The following is a 26,246-nucleotide window of genomic DNA, read 5'->3' as shown; positions in this document are numbered from 1 at the left end:
CTTCGGCGTAGCTGAAACTGCGCACGGTGTCGCCGTTGCGGTTGATTACCGCAGTCAGCTGGCCGTGTTCGTCGTAGCGGTACTGGGTGAGCGTTTCGACCGCCTGGTTGTTGACCACGCGCTTGATATCGGTCAGGCGGCCCAGCGGGTTGTCGTAGTGAAGGTGCACGCGGGTGCCGCCGGTGGCGCTGATGTCGGTCAGGGTGCCGTCGGGGGTCCGGGTGAAATGCAGGAAGTGGCCGAGGGCGTTCTCGATGCGTTGCAGCGGCACTTCGGTGTTGGTGTCCGGCACTTCGCCGAAGTAGAAGAACAGGTTGTCGAGGGTTTGCAGGAGGTAGTGGCCACCCTCGGTGCATACCAGGTACACCTGCTCGTTGGGGTTGTAAATACGCTCGCCCGGTTGCAGGGCCACGAACGGGATTTCGCGGCCCTGGTTATCGGTAAGGTAGATGAACGAGCCCTGGCGGCGCACGCTCTGTTCCCACGGCAGCACCCAGCCGCGGCCGAGTACGCTGTCGACGGTAAGGTCGCTGGCATAGAAGCGCGACCACTCGATAGGCATCAGGCCCGGCAGGCTGAAGTCGATTTCATCGGGGATCAGTTTGCGGCCAGTGGTGAGGTCGACCGGATTGCCGACCAGCCCACCGATGGCCTTGCGCGCCACCGGTTCGACCACGTAGCGGCTGGCGACTTCACCGGCGACGAATCCTGCGGTGAACTTCAGGGCGCAGGGCATGACAGCTTTCATGCCGGCCTGGGTACCGGCCTTGATCAGCTGGGCGATACCGCCCGCAGCGCCGGCGATGGCCATCAGCACATCCACGGTGGTGCGCAGCCATTCCGGGATCTCATCGTCCACCGGCAGGTAGCGGTAGGTACCGCCGCCGATGATGACGTTGTCCGAGCCTGCGGAGATGGTCGCACCGCAGGTCAGCTTGTCGCCCTTGCGCGCAGCGGCCACGCTGTTGATGAAGACGTTGGTCGAGCCTTCGGCAATCTGCACCGGCCCGGGGTGCTTGTCGCAGGCACCGATGCTTTTTTCGACGCGGGCAGCCTTGCGGCTGTTGATGAACACGTTGGGTGAGGCAGTGGTTATGGTCCCTGAGGGGGACGAGAACATACTGCCTATCGCCTCTCCGGCAGCGGTCAGCAAGCTGCCCCCGATACCGGCTGCGAGGCCGGCCAGCAAGGCCACGCCGAACCCGCAAGTGAAGGTGGCGATGGCCACCGTGGCCACCAGCGCGATACCCAAGGCAGCTCCGATCAGGAAGCCCCCCAGGGCGCTTGTGTGCGATATCTCGTCGCCGAACCTGGCCGCTTCGAACATGAGGGTTACTCCTGTTCGCCGGGCTCGGGGCTGGTCACGACCGGGTGGCGCGGGGTGAAGCTGGCCAGCAGGTTGTCCCAGTCCTGGTTCTGCTGGGCACTGAAGTCGGCCTGTGCAGTGGTGGAGAAGATCAGCGCCCGCCCGGGGCTGATGATGAAGGCGGCCTGGCGCTGATAGAGCGGACGGCCCTGGTTCATGTAGTAGGCGTCGATCTGGATGCCAGCGATAGGCGCGCTGGCCGCAAGCGCGACAGCCTTGTTGCCCATGCGGGTGTAGCCGCGCAGCTTGGAGGTGAGCATTTTGACCTGGCGATCAACGTAGGCCGGCAACGCTTCGTCAGGCAGCAAGGTGTCGCGCGAGACGGTAATGCTCAAGGGCGCGGGCACACTGGCACCCAGGACGAACATGTTGACCGTGCGGTCCTCGAAACCTGCCGGCAGCGCAATGCTGCCTTCCTGCAACTCGTAATCCATGCGATGGAAATTCCTGATAAAGAAGAACGGGTTCAGCCCGGCGCGAAGCCATCGAGCATACGGTCGAAATCTGCCAGCCATTGGCTCAGGCCTGGCTTGCTCGGGTCTATCACGCTGGAAATGTCCAGCCATTGCTGCAAATCGCTGCCGGCTACGGGTACCAACGCGCCGACCAGGCGACCGTGCCGAGGCTCATGACCAGCAGTGAAGTGAAAGTCCAGCACCTTGGCCGGGTGGCCAGCCAGGTGGCAATCACGCTGACGTATCAGGCGCAGCTGCGGGGTCAATTCGCGCAGGGCCTTGATTGCCTCGTCGAACAACGCCTCCAGCGTCTGCCTGGGGCGGACGTCACGACGGCGGATGCGAAGGCTGACCGCTTCGCCTTCATGCTCGAGGGTGGTCTGGATATCGCGGAAGCGAAAGCCGGCCGGAAACTGCAGGTGGAAACCGGCGAAGGTAAAGCCACTGGCCACGTCCAGCAACGCGGTGGCCAGTGGTTGCGGTTCGGGCGCAGGCTCGGGCATGTTGGCGGGTTCAGCGAGCCTTGCCAGCCGCGCAGCTTCCGCTTGCGCTTCGCGCTTGGCCGAGAGGCGGTCGTAGATCGAGGTCTTTTGCATGAACCCGCCTCAGTCGTTGATTCGCACTGCGGCGCCGGTGATCTGGGTAGTGTCGGTACTGGTGGTGACGATGGCCTTGCCCTTGATCTCGATGCCTTCCGGGGTCAAGGTGATGCTGCTTTCCCCCACCTGCAGGATGATGTGCTGCTTCGCGGCAATCTGGATGAACTGGTTGTCGACCTGCAAGGTGTAAGAGCCATCGGTCACTTGCACTACCGTGTCCTTCTTCACGGTTTCGGTGTGCGTGCCACCCACCGTAATCGTGCGGTTGTTACCCACATCATGGGTTTCATCCAGCTCGATCTCGGTGTCCATGTTGCGCTCGGCGTGCATGATGATCTGCTCGGCGCCGGCCTTGTCTTCGAAGCGGAAGAAGTTGGCTGTACCGCCGTCGCCCTTCATCGAGCGCGTCAGGAAACCGCTTTGGGTCTTGTTGGCCGGCAGCGCCCACGGTGGCGTGTTGCTGCTGTTGTAGAGGCTGCCCATGATCAACGGGCGGTCGGGGTTGCCGTCGAGGAACACCACCACCACTTCGTCACCGACGCGCGGGATCTGGATACTGCCGAAGCCGCCGCTGGCACCTGACTGGGCCACGCGGACCCAGCAGGAACTCTGGTCGTTGTACTCCCCATTGCGGTCCCAGTGGAACTGCAACTTCACCCTGCCCAGGTCATCGGTGTAGATCTCCTCGCCGGGCGGGCCGACCACAATGGCTGTCTGCGGTCCGCTGATGCCAGCCTTCGGTGTATGCGCTGCGGGGCGGAACGGGATTTTACGACGAATACAGCTGAAGCTGTTGCGATAGCCCGCTTCACCGTCGCTGGCGTAGTTGTTCTGGCCCCAATGGGTAACGGAAAGCAGCAGAAACTGGCGATCGTCGGGGGCGTCGTTGTCGTGATCGTAATGCTGGCTCAGCTCGAAGTACTGGCCGGCCTCCATCGCGCGGCAGTTGCTCTGGCCATGGAACGTCTTGCCGTCCACTTCCATCGCCTCGAGCCTGCGCTGTGCCTTGCGCACACCTTCATCGGAGTCTGCGTAGCCGTAAAGGCCCTCGTATTCGAAGACCTCGTACTGGCCGACCTCACCCTGCTGGTTGACAGAGTTCAGCTGCACCAGATGCGGGTTACCAGGCTGCTTGTAGTCGAACGTCTTGAGGGCCAGGCGCGTTGGCTGCATGCGTCGCGCCGAGGACCACGCCGTGATCGAGTCAGCGGTCTCGGTTACCGAGGCGCTGTGGTATCTGATCAGCGGCTGACGCTCCAGCTGCGGCAGCATGCTGCTGTCATCGCTGATGATCATGCGATGGCCTTCCTGAGAATGCTCGAACGTGAAGAACAGCCCCTCCTGTTCAAGCAGGCGCAGCACGAAATTCAAGTCCGATTCCTGATACTGCGTGCAGTAGCTGATGGGCTTGAGGGGCTGGCTAAGACGGAACTCATGCTCGGCCAACGTCAGGTAGTAAGCGAAGACTTCCTTGACGATCTGCTCGGTGGTCTTGTCCTGGAAGATACGTGAATCGCGGCGGCGGCTAAGAATCCAGATCCATGGCACCAGCTCGGCGGTGTAGTTGGCAATGCCACCGTCGGCACCGGTGTGGACGAAGTCGGAAACATGCGCGCTGAGGTAGCGCGTACTGCCATCGGCGAGCGCGATGCCCACCGTGACTTTCTTGCCGATCAGCTTCTTGAGCTCGATGCGGGCGTCCTGGGAAATCAGGTTTACCTGGAAACTGAACAGCTCGGAAATGGCCTCGCGACCACTGAAGCTAAGGAGTTGCAGCTCTTGCTCAGGGGGCAGAGGTGAGTCAAAGGTGAACAGGCGTTGATGCTGTGTGAGCATCGACTCAAGGGCATCCGTAATCATATCAATGCATCCTGCATCAAGCTGGAAATCCAACAATGAAAACGTGCTTGGCGTGGGCTGTCAAATGATGGCGATAAGCCAGAGAGCCCTGAATCAAGAGCAGAGGCCACTTCCGCCAATGGTAACTGATAGCGATTTCCCATTAGACGCTTCCTGGATTAATTACATCGGAATATGTCCCCCCGTTTGATCTGGCTGACGTCTGGGGTGTAGGCTCCTTGCGCCTGGCTACCAGGCCGTACACAGCGAATATCAGGGAGCGTTGCCATGAGCGTGAGTGAAGCCCAACTCAGCCAACTGGACCGAGACATGGACCAGAATCACCGGGAAATGGTGATCATGTCGGTGGAAGACTTTCAGGGCCAGTTCGCCCAGAAAGCACAGGGTGCTACGCAACCACTTCAGGTGTGTACCCGAACACAGGCCGATAGGTTGACTGGCACCTGGCAAGGCATAAGGTCTACTTACAACGGCCTGCCCCACACTTTCGTCAATACCACCTGGGGCGTGCCCGGCGCAATGGCAGCGTGGGATGCGAAAAATATCATTGGTTTCATTCGCGACATGAATGGCTTGGGCACGAAAGTGCGCTACATCGTGCGCAACGGCAAGCAATACGTGGTCCTCTCCGGTTACCCTGGCCTGCGCAAAACGCTGGATGCGCCTCGCTACGGCATCCAGAACGCCAAGCTGATCAGCATGGGTATCGGTAAATATGGTGTTCGTGGCTCCTCCATCAAAGGATTCAAATTATCCTGCTATGTGGCAGTCGCTATCGAAGTCGCGGAATGGGTGTTCGCTGATGAACACATCATGAGCGATCTATTTGGTGGCGTCGGCGTTGAACTGATCAAGGCCGGCATTGCTACAGCAGTCGGCTACGCAGCGGCTGTGCTGGCGGGAACATTCTTTACCGCCGCCGCTGCGCCGGTGATTGCAGGCGCACTCTTCGTCTTTGCGGTAGGCCTTGGCTTGAACGCTCTTGATAACCACTTCGGGATAAAAAATTCGGTAAAAGCCGGGTTGCGCTATGCAACTGACCATCTGGAATCACTCCACCAGACACTTACCGAAATCAAGGCGGCGGACCTGCAAAACTACCTGAAAGAAACCACCGCCAACATTGCTGGCAACATTGCAGACCAGCTTTATGATGAGGCCAAGTCATGGGTTATCCGCAAGCTACGCCCGGACGGGATCGATCTACCCGCTTGGCCGAGTGCGCCCAGATTGCCTTCAATTCCGTCTCTGCCCACATTCAATCTACCTAAATTTTAATGACGAACATGCACCCGACTCTGCCATCACTGGAACTCACACCGGTCAAATTCAGACTGCTGGCTATCGTATTCATCATCATGCTACTGCTGGTCGGTGGTTTCTCGGTGTACGCCTATGCGCACTACCTGCTGCCCCTGTACGGCAGGCTTTACCGGGCAGCGCCCGTAGTAGAAACCCCCTACCTGGCTTTTGGCCTGCTTATGGCGCCGCCAGCGCTTGCCATTCTGCTCGTGGGAACCGCTACGTGCGCACTGACAGGCAAGAAGTTTGACCCACCCCTCGGCTCGCGCCTGCACCGCTTCCAGACATTGATGTTCGCACTGTCGCTGAAAACACTTTTCTATATCGTACCTGCCGTAATGATCCTGACCTCCGGCGCATTACTGGCCAGAGGTTACACGCCCTGTTCAAAATTGCTGATCTCAGGCTCAGCCTGGCATTTATTCTGGGTCAACGATGAGCGGGTATGTTTCAAGCCGGATCATTACATCAACGATAACTGGCCATGCAAGGTAATCGATGGCAAGGATATTTGCGTTCAGGTCGATGGCCGCTAAAAAAGACCTCCGGCCTACGACTGATGCCGCATAAACTGAAAACCGCGCCCAGATAGCCTATAGCGAGCAGGCGAAGCGCTTCGGCACTTGGCCCCTAACCGGGGCTAATGATCAACACTCAAGGCTTCTCGGTTCGATAGACAACCAGGAATCCAACGATGAATCCAGATGCACTGAAACTCGCAGCCATGGCATTGCGCGACTCGCTTGAGCACTATCAACAGCAAGAGCGCGCTGCAGCCCTGTTGCTTCAGGATCTGGATGGCTTGCTCAAGCGAGCTGCGAATAAAGAAATTACCACCCCCATGGAGGCGCGCGATATCCCTGGCCATCGCTACTTCACCGAAACCCGGCTGGGCGCATGCCGCGACCTTGAAGCGCTCTATGCCTCGTTTTACATCGAACTCATCGACGGCCGAAGCTCGAAAGCTTTTCAGATGCTCCAAGCTAAAATGAGCAAGCCCTGATTACGTCAAACTGATCACATCAGGTACGCCAGGAAACCCACGATTTCTTTCGGTTATGTGCGAAAGGCGACCGATCTGGCCGCGCAGCGAAAAGGCAATTGGGGCCGCTTTGCGGCCCATCGCCGGCAAGCCAGGCTCCCACATGAATTCGATGCAGTCTGGGTGGGAGCTGGCTTGCCGGCGATGGGCTGCGCAGCAGCCCCATTCGCCTTGACTGACTGGCAGTGATTTATGCCTGCCTGGAGAGCGGTGAGCGCTAGCCGTTACTGCCGTAGCTGCCAATCATCATGCGTGATGCACGCTCTCGATGCCCAGCCCCTGCCCGTACTGCCATCATCATACGGCAACCTTGCCAGTGCCCATACGATTGCGCCCAGGCCCAAAAGTGAGACCTGCTTCACTTTTTATAAAAAATTTTTACCCGCGATTTTCAGCATTTTTTTTAGCCCTGCACGCCCACGTTTTAGGGGCGAGGCCCCGTTTTCTGCGCCCCCAACACACAGCCAATGTCACGGCGCCATTATTGCGTCTCTGCACAAAACGGGGAAAAAATCGCCTCCCTTGCCGGAACTTCTTCCGCAGCGGGGTGCCCTACTCGGCATTGCTGGCAACACGATATTCATGTGCCAGCACCCAATTTTCCGCAGCCGAAAGGCGCGATTTTCAGGTCCTCGCCACTGGCGTTTCAGGACGATCAAGCAGGCACATGGACGATGCACCGATGACCCAGACATTCGATGTCGAAGCACTGATCAAGCTGCGTAGCCAGACGCGGGCGATCGCCGATGCGCTGAAAGCGCAGGCGGCTGATTACCTCGCCACCGCGGCGCCGCTGATTCGTCCGCAAAACCTGTTTGGCGAATACCTGCAAGGCGCCCAGCGCAGCAGCGGGCGTGAAACCCAGGGCCACTTCCAGTCGCTGATCGAACTCTACGAACGCATCGGCTCGGCCGCACCGTTCCAGCTGGTCAGTGAGCTGGAAGTGCCGCTCAACCTCATCAGCACCACACCGGAACTGTTCCCGCTGGAATACGACAAGGTCCTGGCCCCGAGTGGGCAGGTCATCCGGATCACCAGCCCGGTGCGTTGGGTGGTGGGCTTCCAGGGCTTCGAGCTGGCGCGTTTTCGCGCGGTCATCAATGACCCCAACCGCAGCAGCGCCGAGCTGTACCGCTTCGTGGTGCATTACCTGGTGCTGTTCTACTGCCTGAGCAAGTCGCCAGGCCTTGGCCGGCTGTTCGAAGGGCTGCGTTTCAGCCTCAGCTTCGAGCGCCTCAAGGGCCTGGGCGACCTGCCGTTCTGCGTTATCAGCTCGCCGGTGCGATCGGCACTACCCGACGATTCGGTTATCCGCAGCAGCACGCAAATTGCCGGCAACACCAGCTTCGAAGAGCTGGTCGGCCGCGACAACATTCTGGAAATGAACGACGAAATCCGTCAGCGCCTGCTGCTGACGATCGAAGGCCTGTAACGCGAAGGGCCTGGCAACGGCCCGCGCAATGATTCGCAGCGAACTGCTCGCAATGGAGAACACGATGGCGAAGAAGGAAAGCACCCAGCACAAACTCGACCGCGTTCGCGCGCCTCGGGTTCATATCACCTACGACGTGGACATCGGCGATGCCATCGAGAAAAAGGAACTGCCCTTCGTCGTCGGCGTACTGGGCGACTTTTCCGGCAACCCGCTGGAACCGCTGCCCAAGCTCAAGGACCGCAAGTTCGTGTTCATCGACCGCGACAACTTCAACGGCGTGCTCAAGGGCATCAAGCCGCGGCTCACCTACCGCGTCGACAACACCCTGGCCCGTAACGGCACCCAGCTGGGCGTGGAGCTGAACTTCAACAGCCTCGAAGACTTCGAGCCGCAGAACGTGGTCAAGCAAGTCGAGCCGCTGCGCAAGCTGCTGGAAGTGCGCAACAAGCTGGCCGACCTGCGCAACAAGATGGGCGGCAACGACAAGCTCGAAGAGCTGCTGATGGATGTGCTGCAGAACACCGAAAAGCTCAAGACCCTGGGCAAGGAATTCGGCCGTGAAGCCGAAGTGAACGACCCATCCAGCAGCGATCGCCCCTGAGCAGGAGCCCGAACATGACCGACAAGCAAACCGCACCGCAACAGGCCGGCGACCTGGTCGAAGTGGAAAACTTCGCGCCACAGCCCTCGCTGCTCGACAGCATCATTTCGCAAAGCCGCGTGGCCCGCTCCGACACCGAGCGCAACCGCACCCGCGACCTGATCGGCGAACTGGTGAACCAGGTGCTCGAGGGCGAGATGACCCCGAGCAAAGACCTGATCGCCGTGCTCGATTCGCGTATCGCCGAAATCGACGCGATGCTCTCCGAGCAGATGAACGAGATCATGCACGCCCGTGAGTTCCAGCAGCTGGAAGCGTCCTGGCGCGGCCTGAAATACCAGGTCGACCAGACCGAAACCAGCACCACGCTGAAGATCCACCTGCTCAACGCCTCGAAGAAGGACCTGGTACGCGACCTCAAGGCCGCCAGCGAATTCGACCAGAGCGCGCTGTTCAAGAAGGTCTACGAAGAAGAGTACGGCACCTTCGGTGGTGCGCCGTTCGGCATGCTGATCGGCGACTACGAGTTCAACCGCAACCCCGAAGACCTGTACCTGCTCGAAGAAGTCTCGCACGTGGCAGCTGCGGCCCACGCGCCGTTCATCTCGGCGGCCTCCCCCGAACTGTTCGGCTGGGATTCATTTACCGAAATGTCCGGCCCGCGTGACCTGGCAAACATCTTCGATACCGTCGAATACGCCAAGTGGAAGTCGTTCCGCGCCTCGGAAGACTCGCGCTACGTCGGCCTTACCCTGCCACACGTGCTCGGGCGCCTGCCCTATGGCCCCGATACCACGCCGGTGGAGGAATTCAACTTCGTCGAAAGCGTCGACGGCCGCGACCACGACAAATACCTGTGGATGAACGCCGCCTACGCCCTTGGCACCCGGGTCACCGATGCCTTTGCCCGCTACGGCTGGTGCGTGGCGATCCGCGGTGTGGAAGGCGGTGGCCTGGTCGAAGGCCTGCCGACCCATACCTTCAAGACCGACGATGGCGAGATCGCCCTCAAGTGCCCGACCGAGATCGCCATCACCGACCGCCGCGAAAAAGAGCTGTCGGACCTGGGCTTCATCCCCCTGGTGCACTGCAAGGGCACCGACTACGCCGCGTTCTTCGGCACCCAGTCGGCGCAAAAGCAGAAGCAGTACAACACCGACATCGCCAACGCCAACGCCCGCCTGTCTGCGCAGCTGCAGTACATTTTCGCCACCTCGCGCATCGCCCATTACATGAAAGCGATCATGCGCGACAAGATCGGCAGCTTCGCCTCGCGCATGGACGTGGAACGGTTCCTCAACCAGTGGCTGGCCAGCTACGTGCTGCTCGACGACACCGCCAGCCAGGAGGCCAAGGCCAAATTCCCGCTGCGCGAGGCCCGCGCCGAGGTGTTCGAGGTGCCAGGCAAGCCAGGCGTGTACAAGGCCGTGACCTACCTGCGCCCGCACTACCAGCTGGACGAACTGACCGCTTCGCTGCGGCTGGTCGCCGAACTGCCACAAGGCGCGCGCGGCTGACGGCCCGGTGTGTACAGGGATGACACATGAGTAACCAGGCCCGCCTGCTGCCCTCGCTGCTCGACCGGCTGCTGGACGACCGACCCTTTCAGTCGGCCGAGCCGGCGGTGCAACGCACCTGCTCGCTGGCCGAGTACAAGGCCAGCATCGTCCGCGACCTCGAGGTGCTGGTGAATACCCGCCAGTCCCTGGTCGCCGCCGAGCTCGCCGGCTTCAGCCAGCTTGGTGGCTCCATCCTTGAATACGGCATGCCCGACTTCATCAGCCGCAGCGTGCTCGACCCGCATGATCGTCGCCTGATCCAGCAACAGCTGGAGCGGGCGATCAGCACCGGCGACCGGCGCTTTCGCCGGGTCCGTGTGCAGCTGCTGGCCCAGCAGAACGGCCATCGCATGTTGACCTTCCGGGTAGACGCCGTGCTGCGCCTGCAGGACATCAGCCGCCAGGTGTCGTTCGACGCTGTGCTGCAGGTCAACACCCAGGAATACAAAGTGCAGAACCTCAACTGATGCTCGACGAACTGCTGCCCTACTACGAAAGGGAACTGTCGCACCTGCGCTTCCTCGGCCAGGAGTTTGCTGCGCAGTACCCCAAGATCGCCTCGCGGCTGCTGATAGAGGGCGACAACTGCGAGGACCCGCACACCGAGCGCCTGATCGAGGCGTTCTCGTTCCTGTCTGCGCGGGTGCACAAAAAGCTCGATGACGAGTTTCCGGAAATCGTCGAGTCTTTCCTCGAGGTGCTGTACCCCCACTACCTGCGCCCTACCCCGTCGATGTCGATCGCCGAGCTGAGCCTGGGCAAGCACGAGAAGGTCACCGAAGCCTACCGCGTTGCACGGCATACCGAGATGCATGCCAATGCCGTGGAAGGCGTGGTCTGCAAGTTCCGCACCTGCTACCCGGTAGCGCTGTGGCCTATCGCCGTGCAGCAGGCCTCGTTCAGCGAGATGGAACGGTCGGCATTCAATGGCCACAGCGCCGACCTGGTGGCGCACCTGCGGATCCGCCTGGGGGCTACCGGCGATGCCCTGTTCGGGCAGATGGAAATGGACTGCCTGAGGTTTTTCCTCGACGGCGAAGCGACGCTGATGCTGCAGCTGTACGAGCTGCTGTTCAACAACCTGGCCAAGGTTACCCTGAGCTTCCAGGACCAGGGCCGCACCCGCGAAGTGGCCCTTGCGGCCGATGCCCTGAAGCCCGTGGGCTATGCCCGCGACGAAGGCCTGGTGGACTACTCCGAACGCTCGTTCCTGGGTTACCGCCTGCTGCACGAGTACTTCACTTTCCCCGACAAGTTCATGTTCTTCGACCTCAGCGGCTTTGCCCGCATCCTGCAGGGCAAGGCCGTCGAGCAGGTGGAGCTGAATTTCTATTTCTCCGATTACGACCTCAGCGATCGCCTGACCCGGCTGACCCAGAACATCGGGCGCAACAACTTCAAGCTCAACTGCACCCCGATCATCAACCTGTTCCGCCAGCAGGCCGAGCCGATCAAGCTGACGCACACCCGCCACGAGTACCCGGTCACCCCGGACACACGGCTGCACAATGCCGCCGAAGTGGTATCGATCGACCGCGTACGGCGGGTGCGCAAGCTGGGCGGCGTCGATCAGGTCGACACCTGCCAGCCGTTCTTCGAGCCACGTGGCGAACAGGACCCGCGCAGCAGTTTCTGGACGGCCCGGCGACGCAGCCAGGGCGATGCCACGGCCATGAGCATCCGCGTGGTCGACCGTAACCTCGAACTGATCGACGCCAGCAATGACACCCTCAGCATCGGGCTGACCTGCAGCAACCGCGATGTACCGCTGATGCTGCCGTTCGGTGGCGAGCGCGGCGACTTCAACATCCCGGCCAACTCGGTGATCAAGGACATCCGCTGCCTGCGCAAGCCTACCGCCACCGTGCGGGTGCCACTGGGCAAAGGGCTGATCTGGCGGCTTATCGCCCACCTTTCGCTCAACCACCTGTCGCTGGTCAGCCAGGGCCGCGAGGTGCTGCTCGAACTGCTGTCGCTTTACAACTACCGCAACGTGTCGGCCATCCGCAAGCAGATCAATGGCATCAAGGCCATCGACAGCGAGCCGGTGGTTGCCCGTATCGGCCACCCGCGGCCGAACTTCGTGCGCGGTGTCGGCATTACCCTGACCCTGGACGAGAGCCAGTTCACCGGCAGCGGCGTGTTTCTGTTCGGCACGGTGCTGGACCATTTCTTCGGCCAGTACTGCTCGATGAACAGCTTTACCCAACTGACCCTGCGCACCCAACAACGAGAAAAGAGAGTCGCCCAATGGCCAGCCCGCACTGGCGATCAGCCCCTGGTCTGATCGATCAGGCCCGAGCCGAGCCGCACCGATTCGAATTCTTTCAATTGGTGCGTCTGCTCCGCCTGCACTACAGCCGTACCGGGCGCATGGACCTGGCAACCCGGCCGCATGAAGACCCGCTGCGCTTTCGCACCCAGCTGTCGCTGGCGTTCCCCGCCAGCGAGGTCAGCGACTTGCACTTCGAGCGTGAAGGCAAAGTGTCGCCGGCCGGCCTGCCGCTGTCCGAGCTGCAGGTCACGTTCATGGGCCTGGTCGGGCCATCGGGCGTACTGCCGCGGCCGTACACCGAGCTGCTGCTCGAGCGCCATGTGCAGTACCGCGACGATGCGGCCCATGCGTTTCTCGACATTTTCTCGCACCGCATGACCACGCTGTTCTACGAGGCCTGGCAGAAGTACAAATTTCATATCGAACACGAACGCAATGGCGCTTCGGCGTTCGATGGCTACCTGCTCAACCTGGTCGGCCTGGGCCCGCGCGCGCAGCAGCTCAAGTTCGAGCAGCAGCCGACGGCGCTGCGCCGCGAGCTGTTCAGCTATTTTGCCGGCCTGCTCAGCCAGAAGCCGCGCAACGCGCTGAACCTTGAGCGCATGCTCGGCTTCTATTTCGCGCTGCCGGTCACGGTGTGCCAGTTTGCCGGGCGCTGGCTGCACCTGCAGCCCGAACAGTGCACCCAGCTCGGGCGCAAGAACGCCCAGCTCGGCCACAGCGCCGTGGCCGGCAACCGGGTCTGGGACTACCAGTCGAGCATTCGTATCGAGCTGGGCCCGTTGAGCCTGGCCGATTACCGGCGCTTTCAGCCGGGCACCGCGTGCTACCGCAAGCTGGTCGAGCTGGTGCGCTTCTATATCGGCGCCCAGCTGGACTTCGAAATCGCCCCGCGCCTGCAGCGTGAGGCAGTGCCGCGCGCCCAGCTGGGCCGCAGCGGCAATGTTGCGCTGGGCTGGCTGGGCTGGCTCAAACGCCCCGGTCGTGACGCGGAGCCTTCGCGTTGCGCCGTCTTCCAAATACCTTACGATGGGGTCGCCTTGTGAACCTGAAGTCTCTGTTCGCCAAGCTCAACGAAACCAGCCGCACGGCCACTGAAAGCGCGGCGGCCCTGTGCCTGTCGGAGCACCATTACGACGTCGAAGTGGAGCACCTGCTGCTGCAGCTGCTCGACGCCGGCGACAGCGACCTGGCGCCGATCATGCGCCACTACGATGTGGTCGCCGAACGCCTGCAGGCGCAGCTGGTCACGGCTTTGGGCACGTTCAAGAAAGGCAATACCCGCACCCCGGCCCTGTCGCCACATATCACCCGCATGATCGAGCAGGCCTGGCTGTTGGCGTCGATCGAATACGGTGTCGGCCAGGTGCGCAGCGGTTACCTGTTGCTGGCCCTGCTCGACGACGCTGAACTGCGGCGCGTGCTGATCGCCTCGGCGCCGGAGCTGGAGAAAATCAACGCCGACGACCTGCGCCTGAACCTCACTGGCCTGGTAGAAGGCAGCACCGAATCCCGGCAAGCCAGCCCGCTGGCCAGCCCGGCAGCACCGGCAGCCAGTAGTGCCAAGGCCGGCGGCAAGACCCCGGCGCTGGACCAGTACACCATCAACCTCACCCAAAGCGCCCGTGAAGGCCGTATCGACCCGGTGCTGGGCCGCGAGTTCGAAGTTCGGCAGATGGTCGATATTCTCACTCGCCGCCGCCAGAACAACCCCATCCTCACCGGTGAAGCCGGGGTCGGCAAAACCGCAGTGGTCGAAGGCCTGGCCCTGCGCATCGCCCAAGGCGATGTGCCGGCAGTGCTCAAGGACGTGGCCGTGCATACCCTGGACCTGGGCCTGCTGCAGGCAGGCGCCGGGGTCAAGGGCGAGTTCGAGAACCGCCTGAAGGCAGTGATCGAAGAGGTCAAGCGCAGCCTGCACCCGATCATCCTGTTCATCGACGAAGCGCACACCCTGATCGGCTCCGGCGGCCAGGCCGGGCAGAACGATGCCGCGAACCTGCTCAAGCCCGCCCTCGCCCGTGGCGAGCTGCGCACCATTGCCGCCACCACCTGGGCCGAATACAAGAAGTACTTCGAGAAGGACGCCGCCCTCGCCCGCCGCTTCCAGGTGGTCAAGGTCGAAGAGCCCGACGAAGACAAGGCCATTCACATGCTGCGTGGCCTGCTCGGGAAAATGCGCGAGCATCACAAGGTTGCGGTAATGGACGAAGCGCTGGTGCAGGCGGTGCGCCTGTCCAGCCGCTACATCACCGGCCGCCAGCTGCCCGACAAGGCAGTCAGCGTGCTGGACACCGCCTGTGCGCGCATTGCCCTGGCGCAGTCGTCGCAGCCTGGGGCGCTGGAAGACTGTCGCCGACAGATCGACAACCTGCAGGCGGAAATCGCCGTGCTTGGCCACGAAGCCGGCAAGGGCCACGACCATGCCCGCCGTCTGGGCGAGCTGCAGGCTGCCCTGCAGGCCGAGCAGCAGCGCGAGCAACAGCTGAGCAGCCAATGGCAGCAGGAGCTGGAACTGGTCGAGCAGCTCAAGGCCCTGGATGCCGAAAACGACGCCGACGCCCACCAGCTCAATGCCCTGCGTGCCGAGCTGGCCCGCGTGCAAGGCGACCAGCCACTGGTGCACGCGCTGGTCGACAGTGGCGCCATCGCCCAGGTGATCAGCGGCTGGACCGGCATCCCCCTGGGCAAGATGCTGCGTGACGAGATCGACACCGTGCAGCGCCTTCCGGCCCTGCTCGGCGAGCGCGTGCTGGGCCAGGACCACGCCCTGCACGAAATAGGCAAACGCATCAAGATTTCCCGCGCGCGCATGGAAGACCCGAACAAGCCGATCGGCGTGTTCCTGTTGCTCGGGCCCAGTGGCGTCGGCAAGACCGAAACCGCCCTGGCCCTGGCCGATACCCTGTATGGCGGCGAGCGCAACCTGATCACCATCAACATGTCCGAATACCAGGAAGCGCACACCGTATCGAGCCTGAAGGGCTCGCCACCGGGCTACGTCGGCTACGGCGAAGGCGGTGTGCTGACCGAAGCCGTGCGCCGCAAGCCGTACAGCGTGGTGCTGCTCGACGAGGTAGAAAAAGCCCACCCCGATGTGCTCGAACTGTTCTTCCAGGTGTTCGACAAGGGTGTGCTGGACGATGGCGAAGGGCGCGAGATCAACTTCCGCAATACCGTGATCATCCTCACCTCCAACACCGGCACCGAGCGCATCATGCAGACCTGCCTGAATGCCGCCGAGCGACCAACGCCCGCGGCCATCGTCGAAGGCCTGCGCGACGAGCTCAATCAGGTGTTCAAGCCTGCCTTCCTCGGCCGCCTGAGCATCGTGCCGTTCTACCCGGTGCAGGACCAGATCCTGGCGCGCATCGTCGCGCTCAAGCTCGAGCGCATTGCCAGGCGTTTCGCCCGCAACCACCAGGCCGAACTCAGCTACGACGAAGCGCTGGTCAACGCCATCGCGGCACGCTGCACCGAGGTCGACAGCGGTGCGCGCAACATCGACAACATCCTGTCCCAGACCTTGATGCCTGAGCTTGCCCAGCGCGTGCTCGAGCGCATGGCCCAGGGCTCGCCAATCGAGCGCCTGGTGATCGAACTGGGTAGCGATGGCGATTTCGCCTATCGCCTGGCCTGAACCGTTTTCGGAGATTTAGCCGTCATGCATCACCAGCACACCGCCCTCAAACGCCTGACCGCCGCAGCCCTGCTGCTGGCGCTGGCCGGCTGCGGGGTCACCGACCGCATCGGCAAGCGTATGGAAGACAGCTGGGCAGCCGACATGCTGGCCGACAGCGAGAAGGTCATCCTGACGTCCGACGGCGGCAACCACCTCAACCCCGACGCCAACGGTCAGCCGCTGTCGGTGGTGATGCGCGTGTACCAGCTGACCGACCTCGAGCGCTTCGCCGCGGCCGACGCCGAGACCCTGTGGGCCAGCCCGGAAAAAGCCTTGGGCAACACCTTGGTCGAGGCTCGCGAAATCACCCTGCTGCCAGGCATCGGCCAGATCGACCAGTGGCCGCTGCCGAAGAACGCGCGCTACGTCGGCATGGCGGCGTTTTTCCGCGATGAACAGGGGGCACGCTGGAAAGTCGCGTTCGACGCCAACTCGCTGCGCAAGGACGGTATCTGGTTCTCCTCCGATGGCCTGCGGGTGCTGGTGGACAACACCGAAATCAGCGCCATGCGTGGCGTCGACGTGTTGAACACAGCGCCTGCTGCGGACCCGCTGGTCGCCGCGCAAAACGCCGAGCAGGCCCCGCCAGGCCTCACCGACAAGGTGCAGGACGCGGTGCTCGACAAGGCCAGCGATGCCGCCGGCCAGTCGGCACGCAACGCCATGGATTCAACCTTCAACTCTCTCGTGGATGGCACCAAATGAGTAAGCAGAGCCGGGTCATGTGGTCGGAAGGCATGTTCCTGCTGCCCCAGCATTTCCAGTATCAGGATGAGTTTCACCAGCACCAGCTGGCCGAGGCTTCGCTGCGCGCAACGCCGTTCAACTGGGGCGTGCAGGCGCTGCAGGTGGACGAGGATGCCCTGGCCAACGGTACGTTGCAGCTCAAGCGGCTGAAGCTGGTGTTTCCCGACGGCAGCCTCTACGACGCACCGCAGCACGACCCGCTGCCCGCCGCGCGCGACCTGAAGGACCTGCTCAAGGCCAACGACCTGAAAGTCCATGCCGCGCTGAAGCTGGCCGAGCCGTTTGGCCGCAACTACGTCGAGGACGGCCAGGAACACAAGGCGGCACGGCGCTTTCGCAAACAGTTCGACACCCTGCCCGACCTCAACGAAGGCGAGCTGGAAAACGAAATCACCAGCCTGCGCCTGAACGTGGTGCTGCTGGTCGACGGCGACAGCCTGGACGGCTACAGCCACTGCCCGCTGGTCAAGCTGACGCGCAACAGCATGGGCGGCTTCAACCTCGACCCGCATTTTGTCCATCCGACCCTGCACCTGGGCAACCATGAGACCCTGGCCGGCATCGGCAAGCGCCTGCTCGGTGCCCTTCAGGCCAAGAGCAAGGCGCTGTCCGGCCGGCGTCGCGAGCGTGCCGACCAGATCGCCGAGTTCGGCTCCAGCGATGTCACGCTGTTCTGGTTGCTGAACACGGTGAACCGCGCCCACCCACAGCTGGCCCATCTGCTTGCCCACCCGCGCCTGAACCCAGAGCGCCTGTACCTGTTCCTGGCCGACCTCGCCGGGGGCCTGCTGACCTTCACCCTGGACACCCAGCTCGGCGATATCCCCGAGTACGACCACCATGACCCGGCGGCTTCGCTGGCCAGGCTGGACGAGATGATCCGGGTGATGCTCGACAACGTCGTGCCCAACCAGTGCGTGGTGATCAACCTGACCCAGACCAAACCGTCGTACTGGCAGGGCCAGCTGCGCGACCCGCGCCTGGCCGAAGCCGACTTTTATGTTTCGGTGCACGCCGACATGCCCGGTGCCAGCCTGCTTGAACTGGTGCCGCGGGCGGTCAAGATCGGCTCCCCGGAGGACATCGAAGTGGTGGTCAACAGCGCCATGCCCGGGGTCACCCTGAACCATGCCACGCGGCTGCCCAACGCGATCCCGGTGCGCCTGGACAACCAGTACTTCGCGATCGAGCCGCATGGCCATGTCTACGAGCGGATGATGAACGCCCAGACCATCTGCTTCTATGCGCCCGGCGCCCTTACCAACCTGAAGCTTGAACTGATGGCGGTGCTCAAATGACCGAAGCCGCATTGCAACAGGGCGCCGCTGTGGCCGCCCAGGAAAAACCGACACTCAAGGCACTGGTCCAGGACTTCGTCAGCATGGCGCTGATCGTGCGCCGTGGCCGCCAGGTCACGTCGGTGCAGGCCTTCGAAGGCAGCGTCGAGCGTTTCTTCGCCAACCTGGAACGCGATGCCCGTGCGGCCAACTACAGCGTCGAGCAGGTCAAGGATACCCAGTACGCGCTGTGCGCCTTCCTCGACGAAAGCGTGTTGCGCGCCGGTGACAACGAACTGCGCCGGCACTTCGAGCTGCAGCCGCTGCAGTTCCGCTACTTCGGCGTGCACCTGGCCGGTGAAGGCTTTTTCGAGAAGGTCGACGCGCTGCGCGCCGACGTCAAGCAGAACATCGACGTGCTCGAGGTCTATCACCTGTGCCTGGCCCTGGGCTTCGAAGGCAAGTTCAGCCTCGGTCAGAAGGACCAGCTGCGCTACCTGGCCAACAGCCTCGGCCAGGACATCGCCCGCTACCGCAAGGCGCCCAGTGCGCTGTCACCGGACTGGGCCCTGCCCGACCAGGTGTCGCAGATGCTGCGCCATGAAGTGCCGCTGTGGGTGTACCTGGCGTTGATCGCGCTGGTCTGCGTCGCTGTCTACCTGACGCTGGACTGGTTGCTGGACAAGGACGTCGCCGCCCTTTCAGAACAAATTCGCCAGCTGTTCAGTGCCTGAGCCCCGTTCAGGTAGCCGAGTCAGGAAGACATGAAAACATTACTCCGCCTATTGAAAAGTTTCTGGGTTCTGCTGCCACTGCTGTGGCTGGCGAGCCTGTTGATCTGCTGGCTTGCCGCCCCCTTGCTGCCGTGGCTGCGTCACCACCTGCCGGAGGCGCTGGCAATCATCAGCGCCTGCTTCCTGCTGGTCATCGTGCTGCGCCAATACCAGCGCATCCGCGCCGAGCACAATCTGGAGAACCTGCTGCAGCTCGAAGTCGATCGCTCGTGGAATGCCACCGGTGAGTTCCGCGACCAGCAAGTACTGCGCGAGCGCCTCAAGCACGCCATCGCCATGCTGCGTACCGACCGCTCCGCCGGCGGTGGCGGCAAGGCGGCGCTGTCCGACCTGCCGTGGTACCTGGTAGTGGGCATGTCGGCCGCTGGCAAGACTTCGTTGCTGACCCATTCGGGCCTTTCGGCCAGCATTGCCACGGGCAACGACAGCGCCAGCGGCACCCAGCACTGCGATTGGTATTTCAGCCCGGACGCGGTGATGATCGACACGGCCGGCCGCTACCTGCGCGACGACCAGTCGGCCAGCGAGTTCTCGGCCTTTCTGCGCATGTTGCGCAAGCAGCGCGGCAAGGCGGCGATCAATGGCCTGGTGCTGGTGGTCAGCCTGCCCGAACTGCTGGCAGCCAACAGCGATGAGCGCAATGCGCTTGCCGCCCAGTTGGTAGCGCGGGTGGAAGAGTACGCCGAGTGCCTTGAAGCCAACCCACCGGTCTACCTGATGCTGAGCAAGACCGACCAGCTGCCAGGCTTCAACCAGGCCTTCGAGGGCCTGGACCTGCATGAACGCCAGCAGCCGCTGGGCATGACCTTTGGCCTGTCGGAAATTCGCAACAACGGCCTGCATGGCGCATTGCAGAACCGCTTGCACAACCTGCAACGGCACATCCGCCGGCATGTCGACGCACAGACGATCGCCCTCGGCGCCGACGCCGACAGCACGCTGCTGAATTTCCCGCAGTACTTCGCCGCACTGGGCGATGTGCTCGAACAGTTCCTCGAACCCTTCACCCGCGGCCACCGCGGCGGCACCCCGTTGCTGCTGCGCGGGCTGTACTTCACCAGCGCGCTGCAGACCGAACAGCAGCTGGGGCAGGTGTACGAAGACGCGGTCGCCGAGGAGTTCGCCCTTCAGCCCGCCCAGGACGACGCCGCCGGGCACTGCGCCAAAGCAGTGGGCAACCGCAGCTATTTCATCACCGACACCTTCCGCCGGGTGATCTTCCCTGACCGTGACCTCACCCTGTATCAGTCGCGGCTGGGCCGCCAGAGCGCCTTCAGCCCGTTGCTGCTGGCCGTGGCAGCGGCAACCGGGGTGCTGTTCATCGGCTGGCAGGCGCTGTCGTTCGCCAACAACCGCCAGTGGCTGGATAGCCTGCGTGGGCAGTTGGCGCAGCTTGAGCAGGCTGACGACCGGGCGCAGTTGCTGGCCGCCGGCAAGGGCCTGGAAGTGCTGCGCGAGCAGATGGCCATGGTAGAAGCGCATCGCCTGCAGGGCGTTCCGCTGCGACTGGGTGCGGGCCTTTATCATGGCGATGCAATCCATGAAGTGACCCGCACAGCCTACCTGGCGCAGTTGCGCAGCCAGGCGCTGGAGCCGGTCGCGCGCAGCCTGCAAGTGCAGATGCGAGCATTCAACACCTTCGCCAGCGGTATCAACCAGGCGCTGGAATTCACCCCAGCGCCGCAACGGAAAAAACGCAACGGCAAACCATTGGCACCTGCTGTCGCCGCCAAGGCGCAGGCTGCGCTGGGCAACACCCGTGCCGGGGCTTACGCGGCCAAGGTCAACCTGGCTACCGCCAGCGACGCCGCCGAACTGTCCGCCACCACCGGTGGCCTGTCGCTGTCCGAAGAAATGCTCGGGCGCCTGGACGAGCAACAGGTCGCGTCCATCATCGAGGCCTACAACACCCTGAAGCTGTACCTGCTGTTGACCCAACCACAGCAGCATCCAGACAGTGCCTTCGTCGCCGCCAGCCTGCCCAAGGCCTGGGCCGGCGCTGCAGGTAAAGACGCTGCAGGTGAAACCATTGCGGCTGACGCTGGCGTGATCGAAGAAAACGTGCCGCTGTACGTGCAGTTGCTGGAACAGGGGCAAGCGCCAGCGCTGCCACGCAACGACCAGCTGATCAGCGAAACCCGGGCAAACCTCAAGTCGTTCATGCTTTCCAGCTCGCTGGTGGACCGCGAATACCTGCGCCTGCAACTCGAGTCGAGCCGCCAGTTCCCGGCGCTGACCCTCAACGACCTGGTGCCGCAACCCGGCCGGGCACTGCTGTATGGCTCTGCCGGCGTGCCGGCTATCTATAGCCGCCAGGGTTGGGATACCTTCGTCAAGCCAGAGCTGATCAAGCTGCTGTCGGGCAACCTGCGCAATGAATCGGACTGGGTGCTGGACGGCGAAGGCGGCGATGCCATCGTGCAGAAAGCCAACTTCATTCGCGAGTTCATGACCCGCTACAAACGCGACTATACCCAGGCCTGGTACAAGATGGTCAGCAGCGTCGGCGTGCGCCATTTTGCCGACCTGGCGTCGGCAACCCAGCAACTGGGCCTGCTGAGCGACGTGCAGAACTCGCCGGTGAAGCACCTGCTGGCAGCCGTCAACGACAACACCCAGTGGGACCTGCCGGCCAAGCATGCGCTGCCGACGCCTGGCGCCGCCCGCGAAGACGGCTTCTGGAGCAAGGTCAGCGGGCTGTTCGATGCCCAGGACAACCTGCCGGCCAGCGTCGCGCCGAGCCTGCCGGCCGTTGATGACGGCAGCCTGGCCAGGCGTTTCGAGCCGGTGGCACGGGTGTTCGCGGAAAACAACGCCGAAGGCGCCGACAGCACCATCATGGACCGCTATCTGGCGGCCCTGCGCAACCTCAAGGTACGCATGAACAACATCCAGCGCTCGCAGGATGTCGGCAAGAGCAGCAAGCAGCTGATCAGCGAAACCCTGGAAGGCCAGCCGAGCGAAGTCACCCGCGTGCGCAATTATGTGGAGAGCAGTGTCGACACCAGCCAGGACGGCTTGTCACGCTCCCTGCAGGGCCTGTTCAGCCTGCCCATCCAGTACGCCTGGGCAACCCTGCGCGACCCTGCCGGCCAACAGATTGCCAAAGCCTGGGCGCAGCAGATCGCCAAGCCCTGGGAACAGGTCATGGCGCACCGCTACCCGATCGCCGGGGGCAGCCGCAACGAAGCGTCGGTGAAGGACCTGCAGCGTTTCGTCGACCCCGAAAGCGGCCTGCTGCCGGCCTTCAAGCGCAACGAAATCGGCAACCTGGCCGGCGGCGAAGGCCTGGGGGTGGGCGACGGCCAGGGGCCGGCGCTGGTCAACCCAGGCATGCTCAACAGCATCGACAAGGCCAGTTCGGTGGGCCAGGTCATCGCCAGCCTGTCGGACCGCGACAACGGTTTCGAGATCATGCTGGAACCCTCGGCCAGCTTCACCGACATCGTGTTTACCCTCGATGGCCAGGAACAGCATTACCGCAACGGCCGCAGCAGCTGGAACCGCTTTGCCTGGCCAGGCGCCAGCAACGCCCCCGGCGCGCGTCTGGATGTAGTAACCCTGAGCGGCACGCGGGTCACCGTGTTCGACTTCCCAGGGCGCTGGGGCCTGCTGCGCATGAACGAAAGTGCCCGCGTCGAAGACGTCGACGGCATTCAGCAGCGCTTCAGCTGGAACACCGCCAATGGCCGGGTCAGCCTGGTGGTGCGCAACTTCGGCGGGGTCAAGCTGACCGACCTGGGTGAGGTCAAGGCCCTCAGCGCCCTCAACGGCAGGGGCGCGCAATGATCGGCTGCTTCGGCAAGCTACCGTCGAGCGCCGACTTCGTCAGCCTGCATGGCGCGGCAGAGGAAGTGTGCGAGTTCGATGCCTGGCTGCAGTCTTCGCTGGCGGCCATGCGCGACCGTGACGACTGGCAGGCGTTGTTCGACGGGCTGCCGATGTGCGCCTTCAATTACCGCGCCCGCAATGGCAACTGGCTGTTGGGTGGCCTGCTCAGCTCGCAGGATGCCAGCCAGCGGCGCTACCCGTTCTTCATCTTCCAGCTGCTCAAGGGCGAGGAAGGTACTGCGCTGGTGAACCCGTTCACCCTTGGCGAACTGTTCAGCGCGCAGATCAAGCCATTGCTGCACCAGGCGGTGCAAGGTGCCGATTGCACCCGCCTGTTCGCGCAGATCCAGGCCCTGCGCCCGCTGCAGGCGCAGGACCTGGACCTGTTCCGCCGGGTGCATGCCAAGTTCCTCCACGATTTCAGCTTTGCCGACGTCGCACGTGCCTTGCACGGCTCCTGGCCAAGCTTTGACAGTGCTACCGCACTGGCGCGGCTGCAGGCCAGCCACGCCGCGCTGCACAGTGACTTCGACGGCGGCATCGAATTGCCGCTGCCGGCCGAACGCGGCTTGAAAAACCCCACGGCGGACCTGTGGCTGACCTGGCTGACACGCATGAGCGGCCAGCCCGGCGTGCCGGCGATCAGCTTGCTGGCCGACGACTTCATGCACCCCCGGTTGTACTGCTTCCCGGCGCGACATGCCAGCAGCGCCTATCGCCTGCTCAGCGGCTGCGCCGAGGCGCGTCAGCACCTGGGGTTGCTCGGCCCGCTGCCTGGCGCCGCGCACCAACACGCCTACGACCGACCTCTTGAACACGTCATCGACCAGTTCGTCGATGCGCTGGATACGACGCCCGTATGAACAAGATCAAGTACTACTGCCTGCGTTATCAACCCTACCTGCTGGGGGTGGCGTTCTTCCTGGCGATCTTCCTGGTCTGGGCGATCGGCCGCGCCCTGGGCTTTGCCTCGCTGCCCAGCCTGCTGGCAGGCATCGGTCTGTTCCTGCTGCTGTCGGCGGGCTATGTGCTGCTGCTGTACCGCGGCGCCGGCCAGCACCACAACCTCGAAGGCCTGCTGCGCGACGACGCCGACCAGGCCGTGCTCAACGCAACGCCGGCAGACCGCGAGGAAATCAGCCTGCTGCGCGAGCGCCTGCTGCACAGTATCGAGCGCCTGCACAGCAACAAGCCGCGCGGCACTGCGGCCAAGGATGCGTTGTACGCCCTGCCCTGGTACCTGGTGATTGGCCAGCCGGCGGCGGGCAAAAGCACCATGATCCTGCAGTCGGGCCTGAGCTTCCCTTACGCCGAGCGTGAGGGCGCGCGCGTCGCCGGCCTGGGCGGCACCCGCAACTGCGACTGGTTCTTCAGCTCCGAAGCCGTATTGCTCGACACCGCGGGGCGCTACATGAACAGCCCCGAAGAGGCCGGCAAATGGCGGGGCTTTCTGCAGCTGCTGCGCCAGCATCGCCAGCGCAGGCCGCTGAACGGCCTGATCGTCAGCGTCAGCATTGCCGATATCCTGCATGGCTCCGCCGAGGACCAGGAGCGAGTGGCCAAACGCTTGCGCGAACGCATACAGGAAAGTTGCACGCTGCTCGAAGTGCGCCTGCCGATTTACCTGGTGTTCACCAAATGCGACCTGATCCCCGGCTTCACCCCGTTCTACCGCCAGCTCGATGATGCCGCCCGTGGCGAAGTGATGGGCAAGACCTTCTCGCACAAAGGCTATGAGCAGGCCGACTGGGGCCGGCGCTTCGGCGCAGCGATGGACGAACTGAGCGGCTACTGGCAGCAAGTGGCCAGCCAGCAACTGGTGCAGCAGGATATCCAGGTTACCCGGCAGAACGACGCCGCGTACCGCTTCCCGCTGGAGCTGGCAGCGCTCAAGCCACGCCTGCAGCAGTTCGTCGACAGCCTGCTGCGTGCCAACCCCTACCAGAATGCCGAAATGCTGCGGGGCTTTTACTTCACCGCCGCGCTGGAGGCCGACGAGGCCCAGTGGGGCAGCCACGGCCAGCATGTAGCCGAGCGCTTTGCCCTGGAGTATGGCAACGACGCTGCACGCCCGGGCAGCCAGCCTGCCCCCCTGTTCATCAACAGCCTGTTCCGCAAAGTGATCATCCCTGACCAGCACCTGGTGGCGCTGTACACCAGCAACCGCCGCGAACGCCGGCGCAAGGCTGCCTGGGTGGGCGCTGCGGGCCTGGCTGGCCTTGTGCTGTGCAGCCTCTGGGGCTGGTCGTACCTGAACAACCGCGCCGTTCTGGCCAGCATCAGCGGCGAACTGGCCGAGGCCAAGGCGCAAGACCGGGCAATCAGCGACCAGTACACCGCCTGGCGCAGCCTTGACCGTTTGCGTTTCTGGACCGCGCATTACTATCAGCAGCACCATGAGCAGGGCGTACCGCTCGGCATGCGCCTGGGCCTGTACCAGGGCCATGCGCTGGAGCCGGTGCTGCGCAACCGCTATTTCGCGACTTTGCAGAACGTCATGCTCAAGCCCACGGCCGACAACCTGACGCGCACCTTGTACCTGCTGACCACGCTCAAGGTGTACCAGCGCAACACCCGCGAGCTGCACCCGGTCAGTGGCGTCGACAGTGTGGAGGCCGAGGCCCTGCCGCATGACAACCGCGCGCAGTCGATCGCCGACTTCGGCAAGGCGACCCTGGACACTTACCTGATGCTCTCGCCAGCCCAACGCGAGAAGGCCGACCCGGCGGTGCTCAAGGCACGTCTGCCGGATTACTGGTACCCGGCCATCGCCCGCCAGACCGGCAACAGCCTGGCTGCGGCCGGCGACCAGGCCGGTGGCAACCAGGACTACCTGTACGCCAGCCGCCAGATCAGCTTCTACAGCGAGCAGATCCGTGAGCCGGATGTGCCGCGCATTCTCGACAACGCCTTCCTGATTTCCAGTTCACGCAACTACATCGACAGCCTGCGAGCCCAGTCGCTGCGCTCGATCGAAACCATCACGCTGGAATCGGACACGCTGTTCGCCTTCGGGCGCGCTGATTTCCAGAGCCTGAAGAACGAGGGCCAGAACCAGCTGAGTGCGATCGCCAGCAAGCTGCTCAACACCCCGGACATCGGCAAGATCATCATCTCCGGTCACGCCGACCAGCTCGGTGACAGCCAAGGCAACCTGCAGGTTTCCAGGCAACGGGCCCAAACCATTCGCACCTACCTGGTGGGCAAGGGCGTGCCCGCCGAACTGGTGGTCGCGCAAGGCGAAGGCAGCCGCAAACCGCTGGTGAACTGCAACCTGCAGCAACCGCGAGCGCAACTGATCAAGTGCCTGGAGCCCAACCGCCGGGTGGAAATCGAAGTGCGCGGGCTCAACTGAGGCCGCGCAGCAAGAACCAGCTGCCCGGCCTCACAGGATGAGGCCCGGGTGGCGGCAAGCTACCTC

General features: G+C 63.1%; 20 protein-coding genes. 16 read left to right on the top strand and 4 right to left on the bottom strand.

The genetic code is table 11. The features are described from left to right. From HP546_RS07145 to tssI, 4 genes are all read right to left on the bottom strand, one after another. Positions 1-1,327: DUF6531 domain-containing protein (locus HP546_RS07145; protein ID WP_172221756.1), on the bottom strand; the 1,327-nt coding region annotated here is incomplete at its 3' end. A 5-nt stretch (positions 1,328-1,332) separates the two neighbouring features. Continuing rightward, positions 1,333-1,800, bottom strand: coding sequence for a DcrB-related protein (locus HP546_RS07140; RefSeq protein ID WP_172221753.1), 468 nt, complete (start codon positions 1,798-1,800; stop codon positions 1,333-1,335). 32 nt (positions 1,801-1,832) lie between these two features. Then, a complete protein-coding gene (locus HP546_RS07135; RefSeq protein WP_172221750.1) occupies positions 1,833-2,417 on the bottom strand; it encodes a DcrB-related protein in 585 nt (194 codons plus the stop codon). Between the two features lie 9 nt (positions 2,418-2,426). Beyond that, entirely contained in the window at positions 2,427-4,280 is a 1,854-nt protein-coding gene (gene tssI / locus HP546_RS07130; RefSeq protein ID WP_172221747.1) for a type VI secretion system tip protein TssI/VgrG, read from the bottom strand. 267 nt (positions 4,281-4,547) lie between these two features. On the opposite strand from tssI, the gene HP546_RS07125 reads away from it, so the two are divergent. From HP546_RS07125 to tssM, 16 genes are all read left to right on the top strand, one after another. Next, the gene (locus tag HP546_RS07125; protein WP_172221744.1) at positions 4,548-5,558 is read left to right on the top strand and encodes a hypothetical protein; all 1,011 of its coding nucleotides are present in this window, start codon (positions 4,548-4,550) and stop codon (positions 5,556-5,558) included. A gap of 8 nt (positions 5,559-5,566) precedes the next feature. Beyond that, positions 5,567-6,118 (top strand): hypothetical protein, encoded by a 552-nt coding sequence (locus tag HP546_RS07120; RefSeq protein WP_172221741.1) that lies wholly within the window; start codon positions 5,567-5,569, stop codon positions 6,116-6,118. 158 nt (positions 6,119-6,276) lie between these two features. Then, positions 6,277-6,585: a hypothetical protein gene (locus tag HP546_RS07115; RefSeq protein WP_172221738.1), complete on the top strand. Its 309-nt coding sequence runs from the start codon at positions 6,277-6,279 to the stop codon at positions 6,583-6,585. A gap of 721 nt (positions 6,586-7,306) precedes the next feature. Then, complete coding sequence (locus tag HP546_RS07110) at positions 7,307-8,056, top strand: hypothetical protein (RefSeq protein WP_172221735.1); 750 nt, start codon at positions 7,307-7,309, stop codon at positions 8,054-8,056. Positions 8,057-8,120: 64 nt separating this feature from the next. After that, positions 8,121-8,660 carry a type VI secretion system contractile sheath small subunit gene (tssB, locus tag HP546_RS07105; protein WP_172221731.1) on the top strand — a complete coding sequence of 180 codons (540 nt, stop codon included), beginning with the start codon at positions 8,121-8,123 and terminating at the stop codon, positions 8,658-8,660. 14 nt (positions 8,661-8,674) lie between these two features. Next, the gene (tssC, locus tag HP546_RS07100) at positions 8,675-10,177 is read left to right on the top strand and encodes a type VI secretion system contractile sheath large subunit (protein WP_172221714.1); all 1,503 of its coding nucleotides are present in this window, start codon (positions 8,675-8,677) and stop codon (positions 10,175-10,177) included. A 26-nt stretch (positions 10,178-10,203) separates the two neighbouring features. After that, positions 10,204-10,686, top strand: a complete 483-nt coding sequence (tssE, locus tag HP546_RS07095) for a type VI secretion system baseplate subunit TssE (protein ID WP_172221696.1) — start codon at positions 10,204-10,206, stop codon at positions 10,684-10,686. Beyond that, positions 10,686-12,506, top strand: a complete 1,821-nt coding sequence (gene tssF / locus HP546_RS07090) for a type VI secretion system baseplate subunit TssF (RefSeq protein ID WP_172221693.1) — start codon at positions 10,686-10,688, stop codon at positions 12,504-12,506. Before tssE ends, tssF begins: the two co-directional genes overlap by 1 nt. Then, positions 12,470-13,540 (top strand): type VI secretion system baseplate subunit TssG, encoded by a 1,071-nt coding sequence (gene tssG, locus HP546_RS07085; RefSeq protein WP_172221676.1) that lies wholly within the window; start codon positions 12,470-12,472, stop codon positions 13,538-13,540. The genes tssF and tssG overlap by 37 nt, the downstream gene beginning before the upstream one ends. Continuing rightward, a complete protein-coding gene (gene tssH / locus HP546_RS07080; protein WP_172221673.1) occupies positions 13,537-16,134 on the top strand; it encodes a type VI secretion system ATPase TssH in 2,598 nt (865 codons plus the stop codon). The genes tssG and tssH overlap by 4 nt, the downstream gene beginning before the upstream one ends. Positions 16,135-16,158: 24 nt before the next feature. Then, on the top strand, positions 16,159-16,881 hold the full coding sequence (tssJ, locus tag HP546_RS07075) for a type VI secretion system lipoprotein TssJ (protein ID WP_172221670.1): 723 nt from the start codon (positions 16,159-16,161) through the stop codon (positions 16,879-16,881). Continuing rightward, positions 16,878-18,221, top strand: coding sequence for a type VI secretion system baseplate subunit TssK (gene tssK, locus HP546_RS07070; protein WP_172221667.1), 1,344 nt, complete (start codon positions 16,878-16,880; stop codon positions 18,219-18,221). Before tssJ ends, tssK begins: the two co-directional genes overlap by 4 nt. Further along, a complete protein-coding gene (gene icmH, locus HP546_RS07065; RefSeq protein WP_172221643.1) occupies positions 18,218-18,934 on the top strand; it encodes a type IVB secretion system protein IcmH/DotU in 717 nt (238 codons plus the stop codon). The genes tssK and icmH overlap by 4 nt, the downstream gene beginning before the upstream one ends. A 30-nt stretch (positions 18,935-18,964) precedes the next feature. Then, positions 18,965-22,783 (top strand): type VI secretion protein IcmF/TssM N-terminal domain-containing protein, encoded by a 3,819-nt coding sequence (locus tag HP546_RS07060; protein WP_172221640.1) that lies wholly within the window; start codon positions 18,965-18,967, stop codon positions 22,781-22,783. After that, positions 22,780-23,688 (top strand): type VI secretion system-associated protein TagF, encoded by a 909-nt coding sequence (gene tagF / locus HP546_RS07055; protein ID WP_172221637.1) that lies wholly within the window; start codon positions 22,780-22,782, stop codon positions 23,686-23,688. Before HP546_RS07060 ends, tagF begins: the two co-directional genes overlap by 4 nt. Then, positions 23,685-26,180 (top strand): type VI secretion system membrane subunit TssM, encoded by a 2,496-nt coding sequence (gene tssM / locus HP546_RS07050; protein ID WP_172221634.1) that lies wholly within the window; start codon positions 23,685-23,687, stop codon positions 26,178-26,180. Before tagF ends, tssM begins: the two co-directional genes overlap by 4 nt. Positions 26,181-26,246 lie beyond the last annotated feature (66 nt).

The organism is Pseudomonas sp. CM25 (genome assembly GCF_013179705.1).
Lineage (GTDB): Bacteria > Pseudomonadota > Gammaproteobacteria > Pseudomonadales > Pseudomonadaceae > Aquipseudomonas.
Note: the sequence above shows the minus strand (reverse complement) of the source record. Positions and strands in the feature narration are given on the sequence as shown.

What these genes read in the sequence shown, in the direction of transcription:
- tssC (WP_172221714.1), top strand. Translation starts at nt 8,675, where the DNA reads ATGACCGACAAGCAAACCGCACCGCAACAGGCCGGCGACCTGGTCGAA.
- tssF (WP_172221693.1), top strand. Translation starts at nt 10,686, where the DNA reads ATGCTCGACGAACTGCTGCCCTACTACGAAAGGGAACTGTCGCACCTG.
- HP546_RS07115 (WP_172221738.1), top strand. Translation starts at nt 6,277, where the DNA reads ATGAATCCAGATGCACTGAAACTCGCAGCCATGGCATTGCGCGACTCG.
- tssK (WP_172221667.1), top strand. Translation starts at nt 16,878, where the DNA reads ATGAGTAAGCAGAGCCGGGTCATGTGGTCGGAAGGCATGTTCCTGCTG.
- HP546_RS07140 (WP_172221753.1), bottom strand. Translation starts at nt 1,800, where the DNA reads ATGGATTACGAGTTGCAGGAAGGCAGCATTGCGCTGCCGGCAGGTTTC.
- tssG (WP_172221676.1), top strand. Translation starts at nt 12,470, where the DNA reads ATGGCCAGCCCGCACTGGCGATCAGCCCCTGGTCTGATCGATCAGGCC.
- tssB (WP_172221731.1), top strand. Translation starts at nt 8,121, where the DNA reads ATGGCGAAGAAGGAAAGCACCCAGCACAAACTCGACCGCGTTCGCGCG.
- tssE (WP_172221696.1), top strand. Translation starts at nt 10,204, where the DNA reads ATGAGTAACCAGGCCCGCCTGCTGCCCTCGCTGCTCGACCGGCTGCTG.
- tssM (WP_172221634.1), top strand. Translation starts at nt 23,685, where the DNA reads ATGAACAAGATCAAGTACTACTGCCTGCGTTATCAACCCTACCTGCTG.
- tssI (WP_172221747.1), bottom strand. Translation starts at nt 4,280, where the DNA reads ATGATTACGGATGCCCTTGAGTCGATGCTCACACAGCATCAACGCCTG.
- HP546_RS07060 (WP_172221640.1), top strand. Translation starts at nt 18,965, where the DNA reads ATGAAAACATTACTCCGCCTATTGAAAAGTTTCTGGGTTCTGCTGCCA.
- tagF (WP_172221637.1), top strand. Translation starts at nt 22,780, where the DNA reads ATGATCGGCTGCTTCGGCAAGCTACCGTCGAGCGCCGACTTCGTCAGC.
- icmH (WP_172221643.1), top strand. Translation starts at nt 18,218, where the DNA reads ATGACCGAAGCCGCATTGCAACAGGGCGCCGCTGTGGCCGCCCAGGAA.
- HP546_RS07125 (WP_172221744.1), top strand. Translation starts at nt 4,548, where the DNA reads ATGAGCGTGAGTGAAGCCCAACTCAGCCAACTGGACCGAGACATGGAC.
- HP546_RS07135 (WP_172221750.1), bottom strand. Translation starts at nt 2,417, where the DNA reads ATGCAAAAGACCTCGATCTACGACCGCCTCTCGGCCAAGCGCGAAGCG.
- tssJ (WP_172221670.1), top strand. Translation starts at nt 16,159, where the DNA reads ATGCATCACCAGCACACCGCCCTCAAACGCCTGACCGCCGCAGCCCTG.
- HP546_RS07110 (WP_172221735.1), top strand. Translation starts at nt 7,307, where the DNA reads ATGACCCAGACATTCGATGTCGAAGCACTGATCAAGCTGCGTAGCCAG.
- HP546_RS07120 (WP_172221741.1), top strand. Translation starts at nt 5,567, where the DNA reads ATGCACCCGACTCTGCCATCACTGGAACTCACACCGGTCAAATTCAGA.